Here is a 16,496-nt window from a genome sequence, read left to right as displayed (position 1 = left end):
AGCCCGACGCTCTCTGCAGGCTCGGAGCGTGGGAGGGCGCTCGCTCAGGAGCGGGCGGCTTCCTCCATGCGGCGGACGAAGCGCTCGAAGAGGTAGAGCGCGTCGTGGGGGCCGGCGGCGGCCTCGGGGTGGTACTGGACCGAGAAGGCCGAGAGGCCGGGGAGATCGAGGCCCTCGCTCGTGCCGTCGTTGAGGTGGACGTGCGTCGTGCGCGCCTTGCCCTCGAGGGAGGCGAGGTCGACCGCGAACCCGTGGTTCTGCGTGGTGATCTCGATGCGGCCGGTGTCGAGGTCCTTGACCGGCTGGTTGATGCCGCGGTGGCCGAACTTGAGCTTGTAGGTGCGGCCGCCCATCGCGAGCGCGAGGATCTGGTGGCCGAGGCAGATGCCGAAGAGCGGCTTTTTCCCAACGAGCCCGCGCACGGTGTCGATCGCGTAGGAGACGGCGGCCGGATCGCCGGGGCCGTTCGAGACGAAGACGCCGTCGGGCGCGAGGTCGAGGATCTCGGCGGCGGTCGTCTTCGCAGGCACGACGGTGACGCGGCAGCCGACGTCGACGAGCGAGCGCAGGATGTTGCGCTTGATGCCGAGGTCGACGCAGACGACGTGCTTGTTCGCGGCGTGCGCGCCGGGGACCTTCGTGCCGAACGCGCCCGAGCCTTCGGTCCAGACGTAGGGCTCCTTGGGCGTGACGCGCTGGGCGAGGTCGAGGCCTTCCATCGACGGTGCTTCGCGGGCGCGGCGGATGAGCTCTTCCGGCGAGGCCTTGCCGATCGCGCCGTTCTGCGATCCGCGATCGCGGAGCGTGCGCGTGAGCAGGCGCGTGTCGATGCCCGCGAGGGCCACGATGCCGTGCCGCGCGAGGTAGGCGTCGAGCGTCTCGCTCGCGCGGAAGTTCGCGGCGACGGGGGAGAGGTCGCGCACGAGGAAACCCGCGACGTGCGGCGCGCCCGTCGTGCTCTCGTCGTCGTCGCGATTGATGCCCGTGTTGCCGATCTGCGGGGCCGTCATCGTGACGATCTGCCCGCAGTACGAGGGATCCGTGAGGACCTCTTGGTAGCCGGTCATGCCCGTCGTGAAGACGACCTCGCCCGTGGCGATCCCGGGCGCGCCCCAGGCGACGCCCTCGAACGTGGTGCCGTCCGCGAGGCAGAGATACGCGCGCTCGCCGCTCATCGTGCTTGTACTTCTCCCTGGGCCCATACGTCGTGCACGACGCGGCCCGCAGCCATGGTGAGCTCGACCGAGCCCGTGACGGACTTGCCGAGGAAAGGAGTGTTCTTGCTCTTCGACCGGAGGCGCGCCGGATCCACGCTCCAGCGCTTTTCGGGGTTCACGAGGCAAAGCTCGGCGAGCGCGCCCTCGCGCAAGGTCGGCGCCGAGAGGCCCACGATGCGCGCCGGCGCGGCCGTGAGCGCGTCGATCAGGCGCGCGAGCGGGAGCGCGCCTTCGCGCACGCGGGCGAGCAGCAGCGGGACCACGAGCTCGAGGCCGATCATGCCGGGCGAGGCCTCGGCGAACTCGCAGTCCTTCTCCAGCGAGGAGTGCGGCGCGTGGTCGGTGGCCACGCAGTCGATCGTGCCGTCGGCGAGGGCCTCGCAGAGCGCGGCGACGTCCTCCGGCTCGCGCAGCGGCGGGTTCACCTTGCAGGCGGTGTCGTAGCCGATCACCGAGGCGTCCGTGAGCGTGAGGTGGTGCGGCGTGACCTCGGCGGTGACGCGGATGCCGCGGGCCTTGGCCTCGCGGATGATGCGGACGGCGCCGCGCGAGGAGACGTGGGCGACGTGGTATTTCGCACCCGTGACTTCGGCAAGCAACACGTCCCGGGCGACGATGATGTCCTCGGCGACGCGGGGCCAGCCGCGCAGGCCGAGCCGCGTGGAGACGGCGCCCTCATGCATGAGCGCGCCCTCCGTGAGCGCGTGATCCTCGGCGTGCTGGATGACGGGGAGGTCGAAGTTCGCGGCGTACTCGAGGGCGCGGCGCATGACGGCGCTCGACGTGACGCAGCGGCCGTCGTCGGAGACGGCGACGGCGCCCGCGTCCTTGAGGTCGGCCATCTCGACGAGCTCGGCGCCCTTCTGGCCGAGGGTGATCGCGCCGATCGGGTGCAACGCGGGGCCCTCGATCGAGCGTGCCTTCGCGATCATCGCCTCCGTGATGCTGCGCGTGTCGTTGACGGGGCGCGTGTTCGGCATGGCGCAGACGTGCGCGAAGCCGCCCGCGGCCGCCGCAGCGAGGCCCGACGCGATGTCTTCCTTGTACTCTTGGCCCGGCTCGCGCAGGTGCGCGTGCAGATCCACGAAGGCCGGGACGCAGAGGAGGCCTTCGCCGGAGATCACGCGCGCTCGCTCGGAGGCGAGGATCTCCTTCGTCGCGGCGCCCGCGCCGATACGCGTGATGGTTCCGCCCTCGACGACGATGTCCACGATCGCGTCGAGGTTCGCGCCGGGATCGACCGCGCGCACGGAGGCGATGACGAGCAGGCCGTCCTTTCTCTGGGGACCGAGCATCGCCCGCCCTCTAGCATTTTTGCGCGGAGGGGGCTCGCAAAGCAGCGAGCGCGCCCACGGGGCTTGCTCGATCGCGTTGCTCTCGGGGAAAGGCGGCGCCGGCTCGTCCGTCGGGGAAATCGGAAAGCGTGGCGGGGATGAACCCCCGTCGGTGCGCCGTTACTTTGAGGTCAAATGAGCTTGAGGGCGGCGGCGACGTCGAGGCGGCCGCGGAGGACGCCCTTGCCTCGCTCGCTCTGGGCCATCGAGAGGGGCGTGGCGCTCTGGAGCAGCGCGGCGCGGACCGCGCGTGCATCCGCCTGCTTTCCGCGCGTGATCTGCACGCTGAGGAGGAGCGCAGCGATGCCGGCCACCATCGCGGCGGCGAAGGTCGCGCCGCTCTGCGCGACGGTTCCCCCGCCGGGAGCCGCGCCGATGAGGCCCTCGCCTGGCGCGACGATGCCGCTGTCGCGGTAGGTCGGGCCCCACATGCCGAAGTCGAGCAGCTTGCCTTCCGCGTCCTCGGCCGCGACGGCGAGCACCGTGGAGGCGGCCGTGGGCACGTGGAAGTGCTCGTTGCCGTCGCCTTCCGCGGCCACGACGACGAGCACGTTGCGCTCGGCGGCGCGGGCGAGCGCCTTCGCGAGCGCGTCGAGCATGCCCGCGTCCGGCGAGAGCGCGCCGCCGTGCATCGTGATGACGTGGGCGCCGGCGGCGATCGCGTCGCGGATGCCCTTCGCGAGATCGGGCGGGTTGCCGGCGGGCGCGCTGGTCTCGGGGCGGAAGTTGTGCACGGGCACGACGATGCCCTTCGCCTTCGGAGCGATCCCCGGCGCGGGGCCGCCCAGCTGACCGAACACGAGGCTCGTGACGTGGGTGCCGTGCGTGCGGTCGGCCGCCTCGTCGCTGGACACCGGCATCTCGAGGGCCGTGACGTTCGCGCCGCGGAAGGCCGGGTGCGCGAGATCGACCGGGCCATCGAGGACGGCGACGCAGACGTCGGGGCTTCCGAGGGTTTCAGCCTGAAGCGCGGCGAGGCCGGCCAGGTTGGATCGCGGGTCGGTGGACATGGGCTGACGGAGTCTACCTTCTTTTCTTCGCAGGGGTCCACCCTCGAGCTTTCTTGTTCGCGGGGATCCAGGGCCGCGCGGGGAGGCCGCGATTTTTTCGAGCGCCGTGGCCGGGCGGGCGTCCGAACAGTGCTTCGGACTCTCGTCATCGGTCGCGACGCACCTCGGGGGATTTCCGTCTTCTTCGGAAGATCGCGCTGTCGCGGCAGAGTGTCAGCGAGCGGCGTCGAGCAAGGCGCGCGTCTTGGCTTGCGCGATGGCGTAGGTGGCGTCGACGCCGTCGCGCCTCGCGTAGCTGATGTTCGTCCCGCGGAACGTATCGCCGGCGCCGAGCGAAATGCGCAGGGTGCGCTGCGGATCGACGGTCGCGGGCGCGTCGGGATCGAGGCCCCTGCGCTCGATGGTGATCACGACGGCGGGCGGATCGAGGCCCTCTTCTTTGCGCGGCGGGCCGACGCTCACGGCGCCTTCGGGGACGAGGTCGGCGAGGGCGTCGCGGATCGCGGCGGCCTTTGCGGTCGCGGCCTCGTCACCCTGGATGCGCAGCACGTCTCCCGCGCGATCGAGGACGAGGCTCGGTTTGCGTTTGTCCGAAGGGGTGATGGTGACCTTCAGGATCTCGGCCACGTCGAGGGCGAAGATGGATCGATCGAGCAGCCATTTTCCGGCGGCGGCCTCGAGCTTCGGATCGATCACGAAGACGGCATCGTCACCGTCGAGGCGTGCGAAGGAGCCGCCCGTCGTGGGCGCGCCGATGAGCAGGCGCACGGTGCGCGCGCCCGCATCTTTGCCCGCGCCGAGATCGGCTTCGATCACGATGCGCGGGTTCGCCAGGCCGAAGGATCCATCGTCGCGCTCGGCGACGAAACGCTCGACGCGCAACGGGAGCAGCGACGTGGCGAGCTCCGTGCCGAAGCCGAGATCGGCTGCGAGGTTCTTGCCGTGTGGTTCTTTGAGCGCAAAGCTTCCCTCGGGCGTGCGTTCGAGGTGCTGCACGCGATCGCCCTCGGTGATGCGCACCGCGCGCAGGCTCGTCTCCGGCGCGTCGATCACGGTGGGGCTGCGCAGCGTGATCTTGCTCGGGAAGAGCGCGCGCGCTCGATCGGCGGGGATCGCGAGGACGGCGCCGTCGGAGGTGCGCAGCACGGGGACGATGTTGCCCTGGGGCTTGCCGACGAGCAGCTCTTCGATCCGATCGTCGTCGCCGCCGTCGGGGCTGCGCGAGGGCAAGACCGAGACGATGCGCACCTTGCCTTGCGGCGGATCGAGGCCGAGCGAGGCGCGATCGTCCGCCGCGAGAAAGTCCTCCGCGCGGAGGGCGAGCAGCGACTCGAGGAAGAGGCGACCGGTGTCGCCCTCGATGTCGCGATCCTCGGGGGCGCGCTCGTGAAAGCCCGTGCCCTTGCGCGCGAGCTCGATCCGTTGGTCTCCGGCGGTCAGGGTGATCTCGTGGATCTCGTCGATCGTCGCGAAGAACGCGGCGCGATCCACGAACGTGCTCTCGGGCTTCGAAAGCGCGAGGTGAATCTTTGCGACGCAAGCCGCAGCGCTGGCGGGCTCCGTTTGCAGGGCGACGACGAGGTCGGGGTTGTCCGGACAGGGGCCACCGAGGACGAGGGTGCCCTTGGGCTTCGACCCGTCCTTCGGGATCATCGTGAGGGTCACGATGGGCGTGGACGCGCGGCGCGCGGCTTCGTCCGAGAGGAAAACCTCGGCCCGCATGCGGGAGAGAATGCCTTCCAGCTCATCGGTGGCGGCGCGGGAGGCGCGTCGATCCGCTGCCTTCGCGGGAGCATCGAGCCGCAGCGCGTCGCCGCCGTCCGTGGGGCGCGCGAGCGCGAACTTTCCGTCCGGTCCTTCGAATTCGAACCGCGCGACGTCGCCGGGGGGGTAGGGGAGGATGTCGCGCGATCGGAGCGTGCTCGGATCGATCGCGAGCGCGGTGACGAGTTCCTTCGTGATCACCTGGAACGAGGTCCGCTCCCCTTCGTGAACCTCGATGATCGCAGCGCCTGCCGGCGTCGGTGCGGGCCCTCCGATCGCGATCGAGATGCTCCGTCCCGGCGCGGTCACGACGAGGCGCGCGCGTGGCGCATCGAGGCCACTCGCCGCGCGATCCACGCTGTCCGGCGCGAGCACGCGCTCGTGCGTGGCGAACTCCAGCGTGCCGAGGAGTTGATCGACGACCTGCGCCTCCGCGGGGAAACGCTCGCCCCCGATCGTCACCTCCCAGAAGCGCTGCCCGAGCGCGTCGGGCGGCGTGCGCGTGAGCTTCGCGGAGGACGCGCCTTGCTCGACCACGACCTCGCTGATCTCGTCCGGCCTCCACGCGAGCACCACGTTCTTCTTCCGCTGCTCGGCCTCCTCGGTCGTGACCGAGCCGCGATCCACCACGAACACATAGGCGCCCGCGCCGACCGCCAAGGCGCAGAGGACGAGCGTGGTCGCGTGTTTCTTCGCGAGCTTCGCGAAGCTCATTCGGGCGCGCGCTCCTTCTCCTTGCGGGTCCCGCGCCGCTCCGTCGCGCGCCTCCGGAGATGCACGGCGATCCCGGTGAGCACCGACGCGAGCGGGATGAACACCACGACGTAGCGGAAGATCGAGGCGAGCGAGTCCTCGCTCATGCGCAGGCCCGCGGTGAACGCGGGCTTGTTCGGGATGTCGAGCGGCACGGGCGCCGAGGAGAGCCAGGCGATCGCGCTCTCGACGAAGATCGCCGTGCCGCGCAGCTCGTCGCTCTGCCAGTTCTCGCCCATCATCGGGCTCGCCGATCCGATGGCCACGAACCGCGCGCCGCGCTCGGCGCCCGGCCTCTTGGGCAACTCGGCGGCGAACGAGACCGTGAGCGGTCCCTTGTGATCCACGTCGTTCGGCGCGGGATCCGAAGGATTTTTCGCCCACGTGAAGAAGTCGATCATGCCGAAGGCGTCCTCGCTCGTCTCCAGCAAGGGCGACACCGCGGCGGCGCCCTTGCCCGTCTTCTGGAGCGAGCTCGCCACGGTCATGACCGCGCCGAGGCCCGACTGCTCGGCGCGGATCAGGCCCTCGGTGATCGGATGCGGCTTGGCGATCGGAAGGAACGTCTCGCCGTATCCGCGCACGGCGCGCAGGCGCGGATCGGTCTCGAACACGAAGTCCCGCGAGAGCGCGATGCCGAAGCGATCGAGCAGCGGATCGAGGCCGAGATCGAGGTATTTCTGGTCCCCCTCGTCTGGCACGGGCGAGGCCGCGACGAGGACGTTCCCGCCCTGCTCGACGAACCCTTCGAGCTTCTTCGTCTCCGCCTCGGAAAAACGCAGCGACGGCCCCGCGACCACGACGACGCGACAACCGGCGAACGGCGCGCGCGCCTTCTCCTTGTCGTCGGCCTTCTCGCGAGCGTCGACGGTCACGACCTCGTTCCCGTTCTTTTCGAGCCGCTCGCGCAGCGGCGCGAGGCCACTGCCGCCCGTCTCGATCGACTTCTCTTCGTGCCCCGTCGTGAAGCAGATCTTCGGCCGATCCGTGCTCACGACCGCGCGGATCGCTGCGGTGAGGGCCTGCTCGAGGCGTGGCCGTGCGCGCACGTCGTTCTCGTCCTCGACCTCGACGAGATCCCGCGGCGCGATGAACTGCACGCGGTCGCCTCGCGCGACGACGATCGCCGCGTCCGTCACCACCCGACCGTCGACGACGCGCTCGTCGTACTTGCGTTGCACCGCGACGAACTCGGCCGCGTGCCGATCGGGATCGGTGAAGTGCACTTCGAGGCGCGTCGTCTCGCTGCGGTAGGCCTCGAGCAGGTGCCGGATCGAGAGCGCGAGCGGATCACCCGAGGGCAGGAGGACGTCGATGCGGATCGGCTCGCCGAGCGCATGAAGCGTCTGCACCGTGGCCGGGCTCAACGTGTAGAGCCCACCCTTCGTGAGATCGAAGCGTTTGTAGTGCCGCGCCGCGACCACGTTCACGAGCACCGCGAGCACCATCGCCGCGACGAGCCCGACGAGCGCGCCGAGCTTCGTCCCCGCGCTCGTCCCGGCCGGCGCTTCGGGCGCGGGATCACGCGGAGCCTCGGGCGCCTTCGTGGCCGCGGGCTTTCCGCCCTTCGGCTTCGTGGCTTCCGGCCGAGGCGCCTTCTTGCCTTTCTTCGGCTTGCGATCCTCGCTCATCCCCACCTCCACGCCTCGACGGCGCGCACCGTGACGAAGAGCGGCAGCAGCACGACGGTCGCGTCGAACACGAGCCGCCGCGAGTCGAGCAGTCCCCGCGACGCGTCGTTCATTTGTGTCCAAACGGAGACGTGCGTCGCGAGATCGTGCGCCGGCCCGTCCGGCACGATGAACTCCGCGAAGCCGAAGAAGAACAGCCCCGAGATCGCCAGCGCCGAGAGCACCGCGGCCGTGAGCTGGCTCTGCGTGAGCGCGCTCGTCATGACGCCGAGCGCGAGGTAACCCGCGCCGATCGCGAAGACCGAAACGTAACTCGTCCCCACGACCCGCCAGTCGACGTCGCCCGTCCGCGCGAGGATGACGATGTAGAGCGCTGTCGGCGCCCACATCACGACGTACGTCGCCACCGCGGCCGCATACTTCGCGAGCACCACCCCCACGGTGCCCACGGGCGCCGTGAGCAGCGTCTCGATCGTGCCGCTGCGTCGCTCCTCCGCGAAGAGCCGCATCGTGAGCAGCGGGCAGACGAGCAGGAGCGGAACGTAGAGCAGCATCGTCTGGCCGAAGAAGGCCTGGACCGGACCGCTGTCGCCGATCGACTCCGCCGGCGCCGCCGCGAAGTTCACGACGATCAGGAAGAAGTGCAGGCCCTGCAGCAGCAGGAACGACGTGATCACCACCCAGGCGAGCGGCGTGACGAAGAGCGCGAAGAGCTCGCGCTTGAAGATCGGCCAGAACCCCCTCACGCCTGCACCTCGGCCGCGTCCTCGTCACCCCGCGTGAGCTCGGAGAAGACCTGCTCGAGCGTCGCGGCCCGCGGCACGACCTCACGCACCCCGAGCCCTGCAAAGGCGAGCGCCGCGACGACCCGCTCGGCCGCCTCGGCCCCGCCCTCGGCGCGCCGATACTCGACGACGAGCGCCGAAGCATCCGCCGCCGGCGCGTTCCCCGCATCCACCTCGGCCTCCGCGACCTCCGGAAGCGCGCGAACGATCCCGAGCGCCCGCGCCGCGTCGCCGCGCACGACGATCCGGAGCCCCGACGCCCTTCGCATCTCGCGCAGCTCCTCGATCGTCCCCGACGCCACGAGCTTGCCCCGCGCGACCACGAGCGCGCGCGAGCACGTCGCCTCGACCTCCGACAGGATGTGCGTCGAGATCAGGATCGCGTGGTCCTTGCCGCGCCGCCTCACGAGCTCGCGCACCTCGCGGATCTGGTTCGGATCGAGCCCCGCCGTGGGCTCGTCGAGGATCAGCACCGGCGGATCCCCGAGCAGCGCATCCGCGAGCCCGACACGCTGCCGGTAGCCCTTCGACAGATGCCGCACGAGCACATCCGCGACATCGTCGACCCGCGCCTCCTCCGCGGCACTCTCGACCGCCTTGGCCCGCGCGCTCCGCGGCACGCGCTTCACCTCGGCGCGAAAGGCGAGGTACTCGCGGACGCGCATCTCCGGATACAGCGGCGAGGTCTCGGGCATGTACCCGAGCTTCTCCCGCGCGAGCAGCGGCTCCTCGGCGATGTCGTGCCCGCCGATGCGGATCCGCCCCGCGCTCGGCCCGAGAAAGCCGGCCAGCATGCGCAGCGTCGTGCTCTTGCCCGCGCCGTTCGGACCGAGGAAACCGACGACCTCGCCGCGCTCGACGTGAAACGACACATCCGACACGGCGCGAAAGGCGCCGTACGACTTGGAGAGGCGCTCCACTTCGATCATCCCGGGCAGGGCTTAGCGCAAGCATCCAGGAAGGGAAAGACGCGCGGGCAAGCTCACGAGGAGGCCGGGCGCGGCTCGTGACGCGAAGGGCCTGGTAGCGGGCGGGCCGCCACTCTGGTAGGAGCGGTCAGACCTCTCGATGGACCAAGCGCTCCTCCGTTCGTACCTCGCGACGATCTACGAGTTTCCCGGCCCGCACGGCGCGCCGCTGCGCGCCTCGCTCGACGGCGAGATCGTCCAGGATCACTCGGCCCTGCCCGAGCTCCTGAACCGGCGTTTCGCCGTGCTCACGGCCTACAACCCGCGTTCGATGCTCCTGCCCCGCAAGGTGAACGAGCAGCGCCACCACGTGCTCCGCGACCTGCTCATCCTCGGCTGCTACCGCGTCGAGCCCTGCGTCGGCTCCGAGGCGGAGCCCGAAGGTGTCTGGCGCGAGCCCGCGTGGCTCGTCTACGGCATGGAGCGCGACGAGGCCATCGCGTTCGGCCGCGTCTTCCGACAAAATACCATCGTCTACGCGGAGAACGGTCGCCCCGAGATCATCGTGACCGACCCGACGGCCGACGACGTGGGACGTACCTTCCACGGCAACTGGCGGGTACGCTCGTGACTGCGAAGTTTCCGGCCTCTTCGAAGAAAGCGGCCACCGAACGCCAATCCCTCCACAGGAGACAGTCGAAGATGCGTCATCAATCCCTGTTCTCGGCCGCGATCCTGGGCGCCGCTCTGCTCGTGGGTGCCACGGCCTGCGGCCAGAAGAAGATCACCGAGTGCAACCAGCTCATCGAGGTGATCAACAAGGGCGTCGAGAGCCTGAACAAGACCCCGAAGGGCGGCGCCGATCCGACGGGGGCAAACGAGCTCAAGAGCATGGCCGACGCGATGGACAAGGTCGCCGCCGACGCCGCCAAGGTGGAGCTCACGATCCCCGACCTGAAGAAGTACTCGACCGAGTACCAGACGATGGCGAAGGACGTGGCCAAGGCCGCCCGCGACATGGCCGCCGCCGCCGAGGCGAAGGATCTCGCGAAGATCAACTCGGCCCAAGCCGCGCTCGACAAGGCCGTCAAGCAGGAAGACCCGCTCGTCGACAGCATCAACAAGTTCTGCCAAGCGCCTTGATTACGGTGGGGGGCTTGGTCACGGTGGGGGGCTCCGGTCGGCCCTGAGCCGATTCTCCGCTGCGCGGAGAATCGTCGGGCCTTCCTCTGCCCCCCACACCCCCCGCCGCTCGCCTCCACTTCGCGGAGCTCCGTTACGGCTTCGCGTTCGAACTGGGGGGTTTGTCTCGGAGACTTCGTGGAGCCGCGTCAGACCACGAAGCGGTAGCCGACGCCTCGCACCGTCACGAGGTGCCGGGGGTTTGCCGGGTTGTCCTCGAGCTTCGTTCGTAGCTGAAGGATGAAGTTGTCCACGGTGCGCGGCGTGCCGTGATGGCTCGGCCCCCACACCTTCGCCTGGAGCTGCTCCCGTGAGAGCACGCGGCCGCCCGCGCTCACCAGGCAAAAGAGGATGTCGAACTCCGTCGCCGTGAGCTCCACGAGCTTGCCGTCGCGCCGCACCTCCCGCGTCGACGGATGGATCTCGAGGTCCGCCGCTCGGATCGCGGCCGCGTCGTCGCCACGCGCGATCGCGTCGCGCCGGAGCACCGCCTTCACCCGCGCGAGTAGCTCCGCGAGCCCGAACGGCTTCGTGATGTAGTCCTCGGCGCCGAGCTCGAGCCCCATCACCTTGTCCATCTCCGCACCGCGCGCGCTCAGCATGATCACCGGCATCGTGTACCGCTCGGCGCGCAGCATCCGCAGGAGCTCGAAGCCGTTCAGCTTCGGCAGCATCACGTCCAGGATCAAGAGGTCGATCCCGCCCCCGCGCGCGAGCGCGAGGCCACTCTCCCCGTCGGTCGCGAGGAGCACGCGATACCCCTCTGCCGACAGGTTCATCTCGAGCCCCATCGCGATGCTGTCGTCGTCCTCCACGACGAGGACCGTGCGCCGCGCGCTGCCCTGTCCGACCCGGTTCATCGATCCAGGCTCTCTATCACGTTCCGCGCCGCTTGCCGCTCCCACGCTCACGCCGTCCCTCCCGTACTCGACATCGGCTCCGACACCCGGACCTTCGCCTGGATCGGCAGCACCAGCGTGAACGCGCTGCCTCGACCCGGTTCGCTGTCCACGATCACGCGGCCCCGATGCGCGCGCATCACGTGTTGCACGATCGCAAGACCAAGCCCCGACCCCTCTTGCTGTCGTGCAAGGAGATCATCGACCCGGTAAAATTTCTCGAAGATGCGCTTGTGCTCGCGCCGCGCGATCCCCTTGCCGTTGTCGCGCACCGTGATCATCACCTCGCCGAGCTTCCGCGTCACCGCGAGCTCGATCTTCCGCGGCTGCCCCCCGTACTTGTAGGCGTTCGAGAGCAGGTTCACGATCGAGATCACGATCGCCCCGTGGTCGCACCACACGCGCGGCAGGTCCGGCTCGAAGTTCACCGAGAGCTCCACGTGCCGCTGCTCGCGCGTCGGTTCGAACGCGGCGATCGCCTCCTCGACGACCTTCACCACGTCCTGCTCGGCGAGCTCGTAGACGCGCCGCCCGCTCTGCATGCGCCCCCAGTCGAGCAGCCGATCGATGAGCTGTTGCAGCCGCGCGCTCTCCTTGTTGAGCGCCTGGATGCATCGATCCTCGCTCTCCTTGTCGCCGCGCCGGAGCACCAGCGTCTCGGTGAACATCCGGATCGACGTGAGCGGCGTCCTGAGCTCGTGCGAGACCTTCGACACGAAGTCGGCTTGCAGCTCCGAGAGATCACGCTCCCGCCGCAAGAACACCCACACCAGGATCACCCCCGTCACGAGCGCGCTCGAGAACGTGAGCACGAGGATGCCGATGAGGATGTTGTACCGCGCCTCGCCCAGCACCACGAGCGACGCCCCGACCGCCGACAGAAGCACAGACGGGACGATGACGAGCGAGACCAGCAGCTTGACGATGCGCCGGTAGCCGAGCGTCGTGAAGTCGCGTGCCCTGCTCATGCGGCCGAAAGGTAGCGCGCGTCCCAGGCCCTGGGGAGACGCCGCGCACGCGGCCCGCGCCGCGAGGCCGCTTTGAGGTATGCTCCGCTCCGTGGAGACCCTGGTAGAGCTCATCGCCAAGAAGCGCGACGGCGGCCGCCTTTCGGACGACCAGATCGAGCGCCTCATCCGCGCCCTCGGGACGGGCGAGCTCGCCGACTACCAGATGAGCGCGCTCTGCATGGCCATCTTCTTCCGCGGCATGGACGACGCGGAGACCGTGGCCCTCACCCGCGCCATGCTCCACTCCGGCGACGTCCTCGATCTCTCCTCCGTCCCCGGCATCAAGGTCGACAAACACTCGACCGGCGGCGTCGGCGACAAGGTCTCCTTGTGCCTCGCGCCCCTCGTCGCGGCCTCGGGCGTGCCCGTGCCCATGGTCAGCGGCCGCGGCCTCGGCCACACGGGCGGCACGCTCGACAAGCTCGAAGCCATCCCCGGCTTCAACGTCTCGCTCGACACGGACGCGTTCGCGCGCATCGTGCGCGACGTCGGCGCTTGCATGATCGGTCAAACCGGCCGCATCGCGCCCGCGGACAAACGCATCTACGCGCTGCGCGACGTCACGGCCACGGTCGAGTCGATCCCCCTCATCGTCGCGAGCATCCTCTCGAAAAAGCTCGCCGAGGGCATCGACGCGCTCGTGCTCGACGTGAAGGTCGGACGCGGCGCGTTCATGAAGACCGAGCGCGACGCCCGCGCCCTCGCCGAGGCCCTCGTGCGCGTGGGCAAGGCCGCCGGCAAGCGCGTGGTCGCGCTCCTGACCGACATGAGCACCGTCCTCGGTCGCACCGTCGGCAACGCCATCGAGACGCGCGAGGCGATCGAGGTCCTCCACGGCGGCGGGCCGGACGATCTCGTCGAGTGCACGCTCGCCCTCGGCGCCGAGATGCTCGTGCTCGGCGACGCCGCCTCGACGGTGGAAGACGCGCGCGAAAAACTCCGCGACGCGATCACGAGCGGGCGCGGCGCGCGCGTGTTCGAGCGCATGATCGAGGCCCAGGGCGGCGATCCCGCGGTCGTCGAGGATCCGCTCCGCTTGCCGCGTGCCCCGGAGACCGTCCTCGTTCCCTCCGACGCCGACGGCTTCGTCGCGGCGATCGATCCCCTCGAGATCGGCCTCGCCGCCGTCGCCATGGGTGCGGGCCGCACCCGCGCCGATCAGAAGGTCGATCACGCCGTCGGCATCGAGATCCTCGCGCCGCGCGGCGTCGGCGTTCGTCGCGGCGAGCCCCTCGCGCGCCTCCACGTGCGCTCGGCGGCCGCGGCCGAGGCCGTCGCGGATCGTGTCCAGAACGCCTTCCGCGTCAGCTCCGCGCCCGAGGTCTCACCGCCGCTGCTTCTGGGCCGCATCGCTTGACGGCGGCGTGATCAGGGAGGCCGGCATCATCGAGCGCGCGCCGGCTGAGAGGCCGTCGTTCGTCCAGGAAAACTGGTCCACGAGGACCACCGGATCCGAGGTGGACAGAGGATCCACCTTGCCGAGCACCCACGCGTCGGCGCCGCTGCCGTCGCGGCGCACGCGCACCCGCACGAAGTGCTTGTACCCGGGGTGCGCCAGCGCCGCGAACGCCTGGTGTTGCTCGATCCCGAAGACCGTCAGCGCCGTCAGGTACGCGCCGAAGACGAGCGTCGCGACGTAGACCGAGGCCGCGAACACGAGCCACGGCCGCGCGCCGTAGAGATCCGCCGCGTGGAGGAAGAGGCCACCCGCCGCGGCGAACGTCATCCGCGCGAGCATCGGCACGAACCCGACGATGAGCCCCGCGATCGTCGCGAGCAGGTACACCGCGATCGATCGGTTCCGGAAGCCCCCGAGCAGCCGGCACACGAAGCCCGCGATCGCCGCCGTCACGAGCGACCCCACCATTGGCGGCGCGCCGCCCCATCGCACCGCGGTGAACGCCGGCAGGTAGAGCAGCGCGGCCGCGAGGTGCACCAGGAAGCCGCTCCGCCCGTGCACGATCTGCCACGGGATCTGCAGCGCCAGCGCGAGCGACGCCTTCGGCCCCGGGAACTCCGCGGCCGGCTCGGGCAGGCCCTGCCGCATGATCCGCGCCGGATGCAAGAACGCCCCGCCTCCGCCGGCGATCACGTGACACGTCTTGCCGATCTGCTCGCGGCAGTAGTGGTGCGTGTCGCCCGTCAGCACGAGCACGCTGTCGTCTTCGAGCCGCAGATCCAGCGCGTCGACGATGTGTTGCCCCGCCGGGTTCGGCTCCAGGAACGCGTATGCCGGATCCGCCAGGGTCAAGAGGAGCCCGCGGTTTTCCGTTCGTAGCGACGCGAAGAACGCGCGTTGCTCGAAGTCCACCGCCCGGAGCTGCCGATCCGCGCCCCACAGATCGAGCCCCGGCGCGAGCCGGAGCGCGAAGTAACTCGCGTCCTGCACCGGCACGTACCCGTCGAGCGGCAGCGTCGATCGTTTGCTCACATAACGTCCGATGCGAAATGCCTCCACCCACTGGATGAAGTGGCCGATCTGCGCGAACCGCACGACCTCGTTCGGCGCCGATCTCCCCACGAGATCCACGGTCCCGCGCCGCTCCCGGAACATGCGCCCGAAGCCGTCGAGCCCCGCGTACCAATCGTGATTTCCCGGGACGCCCAGGAGCACCCGGGGTTTGCCGTCGCGAACCTCCTCGAGCACCCGCGAGAACGGCACGATCACCCGGTTGTGGATCTCGAGCTCCGTCGCCACCGGATATGCCGTGTCCCCGCCGAACAGCAGGATGTCCCCGCGCGGCAGAACCAGCGTCTCGCCGGGTTTGTCCGGAGCTTCGACCTCGTACGTCTCGAACACGAGACGCGCGACCTCCTGGCTCACGGACACGCAATCGCCCGTGTCGGCGAGGAAATCGATCCAGACGTCGCGATCGAGCGCCTCGGTGAGCGTCTCTTTGCCCTCGCGACCGCCCAGCACGGCCGCGGCCTTGCGCGTCAGTGTGTCGGCTGTGCTCGGTCGCATCCATGCGCGACTGTCGATGTCTTCCGTCGCGATGACGCTCGCCGCGAGGTGCCAGAGGTGCCCCCAGAACGATCGGGCTCCGAACCACGCGATCGCCTGCGGATATCGGCCTCCGCGCGTGAAAAGCAGCTTGGGAACGTCGGGAGGAGCAGCCGCAGGGCGGAGGGGAGAGGGACGGACCGGCGAGGGAGCAGACATCGGCACTTTTTTTGTCTTGCCATCAGGCCGTGGATACGGATCAAAGTCGAATGCCGGGGCAACTTGCCCCGCGCGGCCGGACCATGGGCCGGGCGAGTAGGAATGCGAGGATCGCCGAGAAAGGTCGATCTTCGCCACCATGTAAGGAGAGCAGGATGAGACAGGGAGTGCGGTTCGCGGCGATTGTGGCGCTCGCGGGTGCCGTCGGCTGCGGCGGTGGTGAGGCGAAGAACGAAGGCGCCTCGCCCGAGGCGAAGCCCAGCGCGGCCGCGGCGGACACGCAGCCTGCGGCCTCCGCGGCCCCGGTCGCGTCAGCGGCCCCCGCGCCGAGCGCCGAGGCCCCCAAGCCCGAGAACAGCGCCGCGTCCGCCCCCGTGGAGCCCGAGGGGTCCGCCGCGGCTGCGGCGTCCGCGGCCCCCGCCGCCGGCTCTGCGGCGCCCGCGGCCAGCGCGGCGGCCGGCCCGAAGACGTTCGATTGCGGCGGCAAGGGGCAGAAACCCTGCCCGATGCAGGGCTGGATGAAGACGGTCATGGCCTCGGCGACGTCGAGCGGCGACGCGCAGAAGATCGCGAATGGCCTGGCCTACATCGCGGGCAAGCCGCCGCCCGGAATGGGGAGCTGGACGGCGATCTCGAACGATGGCGTGGCCAAGGCGAAGGCCGGCGACATCGACGGCGCGAAGGCCTCCTGCAAGAAGTGCCACGATCTTTACAAGGAAAAGTACAAGCAGACGATGCGCGATCGCCCCTGGTGATCGCAGCCCAGGGGCCACGTCATCGTGGCCCCGAATGAAAAAGCCCACGCGTCCCGGGTTTCGGGAGCGTGGGCTTTTTCGTTGG

At 70.0% G+C, this 16,496-nt stretch carries 14 protein-coding genes; 4 read left to right on the top strand and 10 right to left on the bottom strand.

All coding sequences use genetic code 11. The features are described 5' to 3' along the window. Positions 1–44: 44 nt before the first annotated feature. The 7 genes from carA to QHF84_RS31090 all read right to left on the bottom strand — a co-directional run bounded on the left by carA (position 45) and on the right by QHF84_RS31090 (position 9,423). Positions 45–1,175 carry a glutamine-hydrolyzing carbamoyl-phosphate synthase small subunit gene (gene carA / locus QHF84_RS31120; RefSeq protein WP_281317106.1) on the bottom strand — a complete coding sequence of 377 codons (1,131 nt, stop codon included), beginning with the start codon at positions 1,173–1,175 and terminating at the stop codon, positions 45–47. Continuing rightward, positions 1,172–2,512, bottom strand: a complete 1,341-nt coding sequence (locus QHF84_RS31115; protein ID WP_281317105.1) for a dihydroorotase — start codon at positions 2,510–2,512, stop codon at positions 1,172–1,174. The genes carA and QHF84_RS31115 overlap by 4 nt, the downstream gene beginning before the upstream one ends. Positions 2,513–2,682: 170 nt before the next feature. After that, complete coding sequence (locus QHF84_RS31110) at positions 2,683–3,561, bottom strand: S8 family serine peptidase (RefSeq protein ID WP_281317104.1); 879 nt, start codon at positions 3,559–3,561, stop codon at positions 2,683–2,685. Positions 3,562–3,774: 213 nt separating this feature from the next. Continuing rightward, positions 3,775–6,039, bottom strand: coding sequence for a DUF4340 domain-containing protein (locus tag QHF84_RS31105; protein ID WP_281317103.1), 2,265 nt, complete (start codon positions 6,037–6,039; stop codon positions 3,775–3,777). Next, the gene (locus QHF84_RS31100) at positions 6,036–7,709 is read right to left on the bottom strand and encodes a GldG family protein (protein ID WP_281317102.1); all 1,674 of its coding nucleotides are present in this window, start codon (positions 7,707–7,709) and stop codon (positions 6,036–6,038) included. Before QHF84_RS31100 ends, QHF84_RS31105 begins: the two co-directional genes overlap by 4 nt. Then, on the bottom strand, positions 7,706–8,455 hold the full coding sequence (locus QHF84_RS31095; RefSeq protein ID WP_281317101.1) for an ABC transporter permease: 750 nt from the start codon (positions 8,453–8,455) through the stop codon (positions 7,706–7,708). Before QHF84_RS31095 ends, QHF84_RS31100 begins: the two co-directional genes overlap by 4 nt. Continuing rightward, positions 8,452–9,423, bottom strand: coding sequence for an ABC transporter ATP-binding protein (locus QHF84_RS31090; protein ID WP_281317100.1), 972 nt, complete (start codon positions 9,421–9,423; stop codon positions 8,452–8,454). The genes QHF84_RS31095 and QHF84_RS31090 overlap by 4 nt, the downstream gene beginning before the upstream one ends. 139 nt (positions 9,424–9,562) lie before the next feature. On the opposite strand from QHF84_RS31090, the gene QHF84_RS31085 reads away from it, so the two are divergent. Continuing rightward, positions 9,563–10,033 carry a DUF3293 domain-containing protein gene (locus tag QHF84_RS31085; protein ID WP_272425296.1) on the top strand — a complete coding sequence of 157 codons (471 nt, stop codon included), beginning with the start codon at positions 9,563–9,565 and terminating at the stop codon, positions 10,031–10,033. A gap of 71 nt (positions 10,034–10,104) precedes the next feature. Continuing rightward, the gene (locus tag QHF84_RS31080; protein ID WP_281317099.1) at positions 10,105–10,545 is read left to right on the top strand and encodes a hypothetical protein; all 441 of its coding nucleotides are present in this window, start codon (positions 10,105–10,107) and stop codon (positions 10,543–10,545) included. A 188-nt stretch (positions 10,546–10,733) separates the two neighbouring features. On the opposite strand, the gene QHF84_RS31075 is transcribed toward QHF84_RS31080, so the two are convergent. Together QHF84_RS31075 and QHF84_RS31070 are read right to left on the bottom strand one after the other, a co-directional pair. Further along, positions 10,734–11,444 carry a response regulator transcription factor gene (locus tag QHF84_RS31075; protein WP_281317098.1) on the bottom strand — a complete coding sequence of 237 codons (711 nt, stop codon included), beginning with the start codon at positions 11,442–11,444 and terminating at the stop codon, positions 10,734–10,736. A gap of 47 nt (positions 11,445–11,491) precedes the next feature. Then, the gene (locus tag QHF84_RS31070) at positions 11,492–12,451 is read right to left on the bottom strand and encodes a HAMP domain-containing sensor histidine kinase (protein WP_281317097.1); all 960 of its coding nucleotides are present in this window, start codon (positions 12,449–12,451) and stop codon (positions 11,492–11,494) included. Positions 12,452–12,542: 91 nt separating this feature from the next. Between QHF84_RS31070 and QHF84_RS31065 the strand changes: the two genes are divergently transcribed. After that, positions 12,543–13,850, top strand: coding sequence for a thymidine phosphorylase (locus QHF84_RS31065; protein WP_281317096.1), 1,308 nt, complete (start codon positions 12,543–12,545; stop codon positions 13,848–13,850). Here the strand turns inward: QHF84_RS31065 and QHF84_RS31060 are convergent. Further along, a complete protein-coding gene (locus tag QHF84_RS31060; RefSeq protein ID WP_281317095.1) occupies positions 13,818–15,458 on the bottom strand; it encodes a hypothetical protein in 1,641 nt (546 codons plus the stop codon). The two genes, QHF84_RS31065 and QHF84_RS31060, sit on opposite strands and share 33 nt — an antisense overlap. A gap of 353 nt (positions 15,459–15,811) precedes the next feature. Here QHF84_RS31060 and QHF84_RS31055 point away from each other — a divergent pair, with 353 nt between their 5' ends. Beyond that, positions 15,812–16,411 (top strand): hypothetical protein, encoded by a 600-nt coding sequence (locus QHF84_RS31055; protein ID WP_281317094.1) that lies wholly within the window; start codon positions 15,812–15,814, stop codon positions 16,409–16,411. Positions 16,412–16,496: the final 85 nt, after the last annotated feature.

It is taken from the genome of Polyangium sp. y55x31, assembly GCF_029946505.1.
Lineage (GTDB): Bacteria > Myxococcota_A > Polyangia > Polyangiales > Polyangiaceae > Polyangium.
The sequence above is the reverse complement of the archived record's forward strand: the minus strand, read 5'-3'. Positions and strand labels throughout refer to the sequence as shown.

Bases quoted from the DNA above. Each gene is read 5' to 3' on its own strand.
- carA (WP_281317106.1), bottom strand. From the start codon at position 1,175: ATGAGCGGCGAGCGCGCGTATCTCTGCCTCGCGGACGGCACCACGTTC.
- QHF84_RS31115 (WP_281317105.1), bottom strand. From the start codon at position 2,512: ATGCTCGGTCCCCAGAGAAAGGACGGCCTGCTCGTCATCGCCTCCGTG.
- QHF84_RS31110 (WP_281317104.1), bottom strand. From the start codon at position 3,561: ATGTCCACCGACCCGCGATCCAACCTGGCCGGCCTCGCCGCGCTTCAG.
- QHF84_RS31105 (WP_281317103.1), bottom strand. From the start codon at position 6,039: ATGAGCTTCGCGAAGCTCGCGAAGAAACACGCGACCACGCTCGTCCTC.
- QHF84_RS31100 (WP_281317102.1), bottom strand. From the start codon at position 7,709: ATGAGCGAGGATCGCAAGCCGAAGAAAGGCAAGAAGGCGCCTCGGCCG.
- QHF84_RS31090 (WP_281317100.1), bottom strand. From the start codon at position 9,423: ATGATCGAAGTGGAGCGCCTCTCCAAGTCGTACGGCGCCTTTCGCGCC.
- QHF84_RS31085 (WP_272425296.1), top strand. From the start codon at position 9,563: ATGGACCAAGCGCTCCTCCGTTCGTACCTCGCGACGATCTACGAGTTT.
- QHF84_RS31080 (WP_281317099.1), top strand. From the start codon at position 10,105: ATGCGTCATCAATCCCTGTTCTCGGCCGCGATCCTGGGCGCCGCTCTG.
- QHF84_RS31075 (WP_281317098.1), bottom strand. From the start codon at position 11,444: ATGAACCGGGTCGGACAGGGCAGCGCGCGGCGCACGGTCCTCGTCGTG.
- QHF84_RS31070 (WP_281317097.1), bottom strand. From the start codon at position 12,451: ATGAGCAGGGCACGCGACTTCACGACGCTCGGCTACCGGCGCATCGTC.
- QHF84_RS31060 (WP_281317095.1), bottom strand. From the start codon at position 15,458: ATGCGACCGAGCACAGCCGACACACTGACGCGCAAGGCCGCGGCCGTG.
- QHF84_RS31055 (WP_281317094.1), top strand. From the start codon at position 15,812: ATGAGACAGGGAGTGCGGTTCGCGGCGATTGTGGCGCTCGCGGGTGCC.